Here is a 7,726-nt window from a genome sequence, read left to right on the forward strand (position 1 = left end):
GCAGACCCGAACTACCTGAGATATATAGCGAGAATGCTCAAATCAGGTGTCATGATAGAAGGAAAATATGAGGATACAAGTGTAGGAACACCTCAAGGAGGACTGATTAGTCCAATACTTGCCAATGTGTATCTACATTATGTATTGGATTTATGGTTTGAAAAGTGCATCAAGAAACAATTATATGGAGAAGCATACCTCGTAAGATTTGCGGATGATTTCTTAATAATGTTTCAATATGAAAGAGATGCACAAAGAGTATATGAAGCCATTATTAAAAGAATGGAACTTTTTGGGTTGGAACTATCCAAGGAAAAGACACGAATACTTCCATTTGGAAGAAATTGTGCCACAAGAGAAACTTTTGATTTTCTAGGCTTTACACATTTCAACAGTAAGACAAGAAAAGGCTACTACACTGTGGGACATAAAATCAGTCGCAAAAAGAAGAAGCAGTTCAAGTCTAATCTTAAGAAATGGGTCAAAGAGAATAGAAACACTCAATTTGACGAATTCATGAAAGCATTGAATAAGAAGTTGACAGGTAGTTTTAATTACTACAGTTTGAGTGGAATGATACGAGAGGTAAGAAGCCTATGGATTCATTCACTATATGTAACGTTCAAATGGTTAAACCGAAGGAGTCAAAGAAGAAGTTTCAAGTTGGAAAGGTTCTATGAAATATGGAATGATAGAATCATACACCCCTATATCCATGTAGATATTTGGAGTGGTGACATAGTCATTTATAACAAGAGTGTTTAAAAGTAACAGTGGGGAGCCGTATGCGGGAAAACTGCGCGTACGGTTCGTAGAGGAGTTTATTTCCAACTGTTTAAAAATTAGTAAAGTAAAGAAGGAGGTAAATTTACTTATGAGTTTATCGATTGCGCTCACAAAGGGACGTCTAGAAAAACAAACTGTTGCCATGTTAGAAGAACTTGGCTATGGAATAGAAGCATTAAAAGACAAGGGTCGAGCTTTAGTGTTTAAAGATTCTGTACATGACATTCAATATTTTTTAGTGAAATCCAACGATTGTATTACCTATGTGAATCATGGTGTTGCGGATATTGGTGTTGTTGGAAAAGATACTATTTTAGAAAATGAGAATGATAACTATGAATTGTTAGATTTGAAGATTGGCAAGTGCAAATTCATTGTGGCTAGCCTACCTCAAAATCAGTTATTTTCAAAAGTAGGACACATTAAGATTGGAACCAAATATCCACGTGTAGCTAAACAATATTTTTTGTCTAAAGGTATGGATGTTGAAATTATTAAGATTGATGGATCCGTAGAATTAGCCCCTATTCTAGGTTTATGCGATGGAATCGTAGATATTATGGAAACAGGAACGACCCTAAAAGAAAATGGCTTAGTTGTGCTAGATACAGTATGTGATATTAGTGCACGTGTGATTGTGAATAAAGCAAGCTTCAAGCTAAAACACGAAGAAGTGATGAAAGTAATCAATGATTTAAGTAAGAGGGTGGATGCAGATGTTGACTAGAATTTATAAAGAAGATAAAGATACATTGAAAGAATATTTGATGTCACGAACACAAGATCTAAGTACAGATGTTTTGGTTACAGTATCAAATATTATTAAGGATGTAAAAGAAAATAAAGATGAAGCATGTTTAAAATATACTTATGAATTTGATCATGTTTCTTTAGATTCAATGGAAGTATCTCAAGAAGAATGGGATGCACAAATATTAAAATGCGATGATGCGTTTGTAGAAGCAATGAAGCTTGCGAAACAAAACATTGAAGACTTTCATAAACTTCAAAAACAAAATGGATATTTGTTGCAGAAAGAAAAGGGAATCTATTTAGGCCAAAGAGTATTGCCTCTTGAAGCCGTAGGAATCTATGTTCCAGGAGGACGTGCCCAATATCCAAGTAGCGTTTTAATGAATGCGTTACCCGCAAAAATTGCCGGTGTTCAAAATGTTGTGATGGTAACTCCACCGGATAAAAATGGAACGATTCATCCTAACATTGCGTATGCTGCAAAACTTGCCGGTGTAGATAAAATCTATAAGATTGGTGGGGCTCAAGCTATTGCTGCCTTGGCCTATGGAACACAAACCATTGATCGAGTGGATAAAATCGTGGGGCCAGGAAATATTTATGTTGCGGCAGCTAAAAAATTAGTGTATGGAACGGTCGATATTGATATGATCGCAGGGCCAAGTGAAATTTTAGTGGTTGCCGATGAAAAGGCAAATGCAGAATATGTGGCAGCCGATCTATTATCGCAAGCTGAACACGATCCAATGGCGAGTGCTATTTTATTGACAACAAGTGAAAAACTTTTGGATTTGGTGAATCAGCAGCTTTTAAAACAAAGTGCAGTTTTACCTAAAAAAGAAATTGTGGAACAATCCTTAAAGAATTATGGTAAAGCCATTGTATGTGATTCAATAGAAGAATGTATTTCCATTAGTAATGAGATTGCACCAGAACACTTAGAATTAATGATTCAGAATCCAATGGAACACCTACAAGAAGTAAAAAATGCAGGTAGTGTTTTCTTGGGCTACTACACATGTGAAAGTATTGGAGATTATTTTGGTGGAACAAACCATGTTTTACCAACGAGTGGAACAGCACGTTTTTCAAGTGCTTTATCCGTAGATAGTTTTATTAAAAAATCATCGTATTTATATTATTCAAAACAAGCAATCGAAGCCTATGGAAAATATATTGAAACAATTGCCAGCGAAGAGCACTTACAAGCACATGCCAATGCAGCGAAAGTGAGGGTGAAATAATGCAGGGATATCAAACACACACACAAACGGGAATATTATTGAATGCCAATGAGGCTAGCCAAAATGTAGATGATAATATCAAACAAGAGATTTTAGATGCGATTTCTAATTTATCTTTAAATCGATATCCCGATACAACTTGTCATGAATTACATAGTTTATATGCCGATATTATGAATGTACCATCATCTTGGATTTTATCGGGAAATGGATCGGATCAAATGTTGGGGTTCTTGATTCAATATTATTTACAGGATAATAAAACACTGTATACATTAGCACCAGATTTTTCTATGTATGACTATTACGTAGAATTAAATCATTCAAAAATTGAAAAATTTGAAACAGCTTTAGATGGATCCTTTGATGTCGAGGCGTTCATTTCAAATGGTAAAGATAAAAAAGTGGATATGATCTTATTTTCGAATCCAAACAATCCAACGGGACATGCGATTTCTAAATCAGAAATGATTCAAATTTGCGAAGCCTTTTCAAATATACCCGTCATTTTTGATGAAGCCTATATGGAGTTTGGTAAAGAAAGCGCCATCGATTTATTAAAAACATATCCAATGGCATTTGTCTGTCGAACCCTATCTAAGGCATATGGACTAGCAGGAATTCGTTGTGGTTTTATGATTTCTTCACAAGTTGAAAAATTGGCTCCACTTTTTATTCCTTATGCACTTAGCAGTGTAACGCAAACGATTGCGAGTGTTGTATTAAGACATGCCGATGCATACAAGTCAAACATTGCGACAATTATTTCAGAAAGAGAAAGAATGTATCAAGAAGTGAAGGATTATAAAAAAATGAATTTCTATCCTTCAAATGCGAATTTTTTGTATGGAAGAACGGATGAAAAAGATACTTTAATGAATATGTTTAAAGAAAAGAACATCACCATTCGAAATTATGCGGATACGAGTTTTCGTATAACAATTGGAACAAGCAAAGAAAATGAAATGGTATTAGATGTTCTAAGGAGATTTGAGTATGAGAATAGCTGAAAAAAACAGGGATACAATAGAAACAAAAATATATGAAAAGATCAACTTAGATGGAAATGGAAATAGTGATATTGATACAGGAATTGGTTTTTTTGATCATATGTTGACATTGTTTGCGTTTCACTCGAATTTTGATTTGGTTGTAAAAGCTGATGGCGATCTTGAAGTGTGTGATCACCATACCATTGAAGATTGTGGTATTTTATTAGGAAAATTGTTCTTAGAAGCTTTAGGGGATAAAAAAGGAATTGCCCGCTATGGAAGTATGAATCTTCCAATGGATGAGGTTTTATGCAATGTCACATTAGATATTAGTGGACGTCCTTATTTGGTTTTTAATTGTGAATTAACACGGGAAAACATTGGAACAATGTCTTGTGAAATGGTTGAAGAATTTTTTAGAGCCTTTTGCGTGGCAGCCGGTGTAACACTACATATCAATGTGTATTATGGAAAGAATGATCATCATAAAGTAGAGGCCATATTTAAAGCGTTTGGTCGTGCCTTGAAACAAGCCGTAAAAATAGAATCGGATCGTATTCCTAGTTCTAAAGGGGTAATCGAATGATTGGGATTATTGATTATGGTATGTCTAATTTATATAGCGTAAAAAATGCTTGTGACTATTTAGGCTTAGATAGTGTTGTTTCAAAAGATGTATCTATTTTATCTAAATGCGATAAATTAATTTTACCAGGCGTTGGAGCTTTTCAAGACTGCATGCACACACTCCATTCTATGGGGCTATATGATTTTATTGTTCAACAAGTAAATAAAGATGTTCCTTTGTTGGGGATTTGTCTGGGTATGCAGGCTTTGTTTGAAACAAGTGAAGAAAATGGCTTATGTGATGGTTTTGGCTTTTTAAAAGGCCATGTTTGTCACATGGAAGATACAAGTGTAAAAATTCCTCAGATTGGTTGGAATGTATTGGAAAGTAATCAGCCGCAAACAATTTTTAAAGAAAATACGTATGTGTATTATGTGCATTCATATTATGCCAAAGATATGGATGATCAAGACTTAATTGGGTATTCTATGTATGGAAGTATGAAAATACCAGGTCTTGTGATGCATGATCATATTATGGGATGTCAGTTTCATCCTGAAAAAAGTGGGGAAGATGGATTAAAAATATTGGAATATTTTGGAAAGGAGTTCTAGATGATTGTATTACCTGCAATAGATATATTAGATGGAAAACCCGTTCGTTTATACCAAGGGGATTATGGCCAATCCAAATGTGTAGCGGATGATGTCCTTGACTGCGCTAAAAATTTTGAAGCCGCAAATGCTAGCTATTTACATGTTGTAGATTTAAATGGGGCAAAAGAGGGAAGCCGTGTTAATGCGGATTTGATTTGTGAAATTGTGAAGACATGCGATATACCCGTTGAAGTAGGTGGAGGCATTCGTACGATGTCTGCTATTGATTTTTATATAGAAAATGGGGTTTCAAGAGTTATTCTAGGAACTTCAGCCATTCAAGATATAGATTTATTAAAAGATGCAGTTTCAAAATATGGTTCTAAGATTGCGGTCGGACTGGATTGTAAAGATGGGTATGTATGTACGTCTGGCTGGCTAGAAACGAGCAAAGAATATTATTTGGATTTTGCGAAAAGAATGGAACAGATTGGTGTCAAGACATTAATTTGTACGGATATTTCAAAGGATGGAACGTTACAAGGACCTAACTTTGAGATGTTAGAAGCACTTAAAAATCATGTATCATGTGACTTAATCGCATCTGGCGGTGTTCGTGATTTATCGCATATCCAAAAATGTAAAGACTTAGGGCTATATGGTGTTATTGCGGGTAAGGCTATTTATGAAAAGACGTTAGATTTGAAAGAGGCGCTAAGCATATGTTGACGAAAAGAATTATACCTTGTTTAGATGTAAAAGATGGAAATGTTGTGAAAGGAATCCACTTTTTGGGTTTAAAAGAAGTGGGAGATCCTGTTGCTTTGGCAAAGAAATATTATTTAGATGGGGCTGATGAATTAGTCTTTTTAGATATAAGTGCCACAGTCGAAAAAAGAAAAACAATGGTTGATATTGTAAAAAAGGTCGCAAAAGAAATCTATATTCCTTTTACAGTTGGTGGAGGTATTTCAACGATTGAAGATGTTCGTGCTATGTTGATGGCAGGAGCCGATAAAGTAAGCTTAAATAGTGCTGCAATTCGTAATCCAGACTTAATCAAAGAAGCCAGTAAGCGTTTTGGAAACCAATGTATTGTACTTGCGGTGGATGCTAAGCGAAGAAAAGATGGTTCGGGATGGAACGTCTATATTGAAGGTGGAAGAAAAGATACGGGAATCGATTGTATTGAATGGATCTTAAAAGGTGTATCGTTAGGTGCTGGAGAAATCTTATTAACGAGCATGGATGCGGATGGCACTAAGGATGGTTTTGATTTAGCCTTGTATGAGGCTGTATCTAAAGTTGTTCAAGTTCCCGTGATTGCGTCTGGTGGATGTGGAAAGATGGATGACTTTGTGGATGCATTAAAAGTGAGTGATGCGGCTTTAGCAGCTAGTATTTTTCATTATGAAGAATCAAGTGTTCAAAATGTGAAAAAGTATTTAAAAGAGAAAGGAGTGGCAGTTCGTATATGAGGCGATTGGATTTTGAGAAACAAAATGGATTGATACCTTGTATTGTGCAGGATGTGGATACAAAAAAAGTATTGATGTTGGCATATATGAACGAAGAGTCTTACAAACAAACAGTTGAGACAAAATTGGCTACGTATTATTCTCGATCAAGACAAAGCTTATGGGTCAAAGGCGAAACAAGTGGACATTATCAGCATGTACAGGCAATTCGCATCGATTGTGATCAAGATACGATTTTATTAGAGGTCAAACAAGTGGGTGCAGCTTGTCATACGGGACATTATTCTTGTTTTTATAGAGATGAAAATGGAGATTGTGTAGATGAGTGAATTTGTTGATTTATATGATAGAAATCGAAAACTTTTAAATCGCGTGGTAGATCGCAGCACGTATGTATTTCAGCCTGGAGAATTCATGATGTATGTTTTGGCTATCTTAGAAAACGAAGAAGGAAAATTCTTAGTTACACAAAGGGCCTTAGATAAAAAATGGGCAGCTGGAGGCTGGGAAATGCCTGGTGGCGGTGCTAAGAGTGAAGAATCTAGCTTAGATGCGATCAAGCGTGAGGTAAAAGAAGAAACGGGACTGGATGTAGTAAATGGGTGCGTTGTCTATTCTTACTTTAATGAAGAGCCAAAAAGGCATGATAATTATTTTGTGGATATTTATCATTTTAAGTTTGATTTTCAATTAAGCAATGTAACATTAAATACGCGTGAAAGTATTGATTGTAAGTGTGTGAGTCTAGATGAATTGATTGCGATGAATAAAGAAGATGAATTTTTACATTTTGAAAGAATCATGAAGGCTTTACAACAGAAAAAATAGGACTAAAATATATATGTAAGTTCTATGACTGAAACACTACCGACTACTTCCTTTATAGGTCATAGACTGACAAATGGGTAAGCTTGCTTACCCTTTTTATATGTGCTATTATTTAGATGGCAGTGTGATGAGCTGCCAAAGGGACATGCAGAGCGTGGTAAACTCTGCGAAGGAAAAGTGGATTAGAGGGTATAGATAAAATGTGGTGGTTTTATCTATACAGAATTTTGTTTGTTAAGAAGAGCATAATAATATAATGGATACAAACAAAATTCATTGTAATATTTATATGAGGATATAAATATTGCGAAAAGCGGTTTAAGGAAGTGATGAAAGCCTTAAACCTCTTTTTTTTGTATATTAAGAAATTGGTTTCGTGGAAGATGAATCTGGAAATTTAAAAAGACTATATAAAAATAGTTAGGGTCTAGATACGCTATAAGATTACATAGGGTAATGCGCTAGGCAGCTTAAAATTCGC

10 protein-coding genes are annotated in these 7,726 nt (G+C 35.1%); all 10 read left to right on the forward strand.

What is annotated here, in order from left to right; translation table 11 throughout:
• Positions 1–765, forward strand: a 765-nt coding sequence (locus Q0F04_RS10970; protein ID WP_295753248.1) for a reverse transcriptase domain-containing protein, incomplete at its 5' end; no start/stop codon positions are given.
• Positions 766–874: 109 nt separating this feature from the next.
• Positions 875–1,513: an ATP phosphoribosyltransferase gene (gene hisG / locus Q0F04_RS10975; protein ID WP_117571861.1), complete on the forward strand. Its 639-nt coding sequence runs from the start codon at positions 875–877 to the stop codon at positions 1,511–1,513.
• Positions 1,503–2,783, forward strand: coding sequence for a histidinol dehydrogenase (gene hisD / locus Q0F04_RS10980; protein ID WP_295753252.1), 1,281 nt, complete (start codon positions 1,503–1,505; stop codon positions 2,781–2,783). Before hisG ends, hisD begins: the two co-directional genes overlap by 11 nt.
• Positions 2,783–3,793 (forward strand): histidinol-phosphate transaminase, encoded by a 1,011-nt coding sequence (locus Q0F04_RS10985; RefSeq protein WP_295753254.1) that lies wholly within the window; start codon positions 2,783–2,785, stop codon positions 3,791–3,793. The genes hisD and Q0F04_RS10985 overlap by 1 nt, the downstream gene beginning before the upstream one ends.
• On the forward strand, positions 3,780–4,361 hold the full coding sequence (gene hisB, locus Q0F04_RS10990) for an imidazoleglycerol-phosphate dehydratase HisB (RefSeq protein WP_295753257.1): 582 nt from the start codon (positions 3,780–3,782) through the stop codon (positions 4,359–4,361). The genes Q0F04_RS10985 and hisB overlap by 14 nt, the downstream gene beginning before the upstream one ends.
• Positions 4,358–4,957, forward strand: a complete 600-nt coding sequence (gene hisH / locus Q0F04_RS10995; protein WP_295753260.1) for an imidazole glycerol phosphate synthase subunit HisH — start codon at positions 4,358–4,360, stop codon at positions 4,955–4,957. Before hisB ends, hisH begins: the two co-directional genes overlap by 4 nt.
• On the forward strand, positions 4,958–5,668 hold the full coding sequence (gene hisA, locus Q0F04_RS11000) for a 1-(5-phosphoribosyl)-5-[(5-phosphoribosylamino)methylideneamino]imidazole-4-carboxamide isomerase (protein ID WP_295753263.1): 711 nt from the start codon (positions 4,958–4,960) through the stop codon (positions 5,666–5,668). It begins immediately after the preceding gene.
• Entirely contained in the window at positions 5,662–6,417 is a 756-nt protein-coding gene (gene hisF, locus Q0F04_RS11005) for an imidazole glycerol phosphate synthase subunit HisF (protein WP_295753267.1), read from the forward strand. Before hisA ends, hisF begins: the two co-directional genes overlap by 7 nt.
• Complete coding sequence (gene hisI / locus Q0F04_RS11010; RefSeq protein WP_295753270.1) at positions 6,414–6,746, forward strand: phosphoribosyl-AMP cyclohydrolase; 333 nt, start codon at positions 6,414–6,416, stop codon at positions 6,744–6,746. The genes hisF and hisI overlap by 4 nt, the downstream gene beginning before the upstream one ends.
• Positions 6,739–7,245, forward strand: coding sequence for an NUDIX hydrolase (locus Q0F04_RS11015; RefSeq protein WP_295753274.1), 507 nt, complete (start codon positions 6,739–6,741; stop codon positions 7,243–7,245). The genes hisI and Q0F04_RS11015 overlap by 8 nt, the downstream gene beginning before the upstream one ends.
• The last annotated feature ends 481 nt before the right edge of the window (positions 7,246–7,726 follow it).

The sequence above is a fragment of the uncultured Holdemanella sp. genome (assembly GCF_934772795.1).
Classification (GTDB): domain Bacteria; phylum Bacillota_I; class Bacilli_A; order Erysipelotrichales; family Erysipelotrichaceae; genus Holdemanella.

Coding starts and splice junctions, on each gene's coding strand:
- hisF (WP_295753267.1), top strand. CDS start 5,662: ATGTTGACGAAAAGAATTATACCTTGTTTAGATGTAAAAGATGGAAAT.
- hisB (WP_295753257.1), top strand. CDS start 3,780: ATGAGAATAGCTGAAAAAAACAGGGATACAATAGAAACAAAAATATAT.
- Q0F04_RS10985 (WP_295753254.1), top strand. CDS start 2,783: ATGCAGGGATATCAAACACACACACAAACGGGAATATTATTGAATGCC.
- hisD (WP_295753252.1), top strand. CDS start 1,503: ATGTTGACTAGAATTTATAAAGAAGATAAAGATACATTGAAAGAATAT.
- hisH (WP_295753260.1), top strand. CDS start 4,358: ATGATTGGGATTATTGATTATGGTATGTCTAATTTATATAGCGTAAAA.
- hisG (WP_117571861.1), top strand. CDS start 875: ATGAGTTTATCGATTGCGCTCACAAAGGGACGTCTAGAAAAACAAACT.
- Q0F04_RS11015 (WP_295753274.1), top strand. CDS start 6,739: ATGAGTGAATTTGTTGATTTATATGATAGAAATCGAAAACTTTTAAAT.
- hisI (WP_295753270.1), top strand. CDS start 6,414: ATGAGGCGATTGGATTTTGAGAAACAAAATGGATTGATACCTTGTATT.
- hisA (WP_295753263.1), top strand. CDS start 4,958: ATGATTGTATTACCTGCAATAGATATATTAGATGGAAAACCCGTTCGT.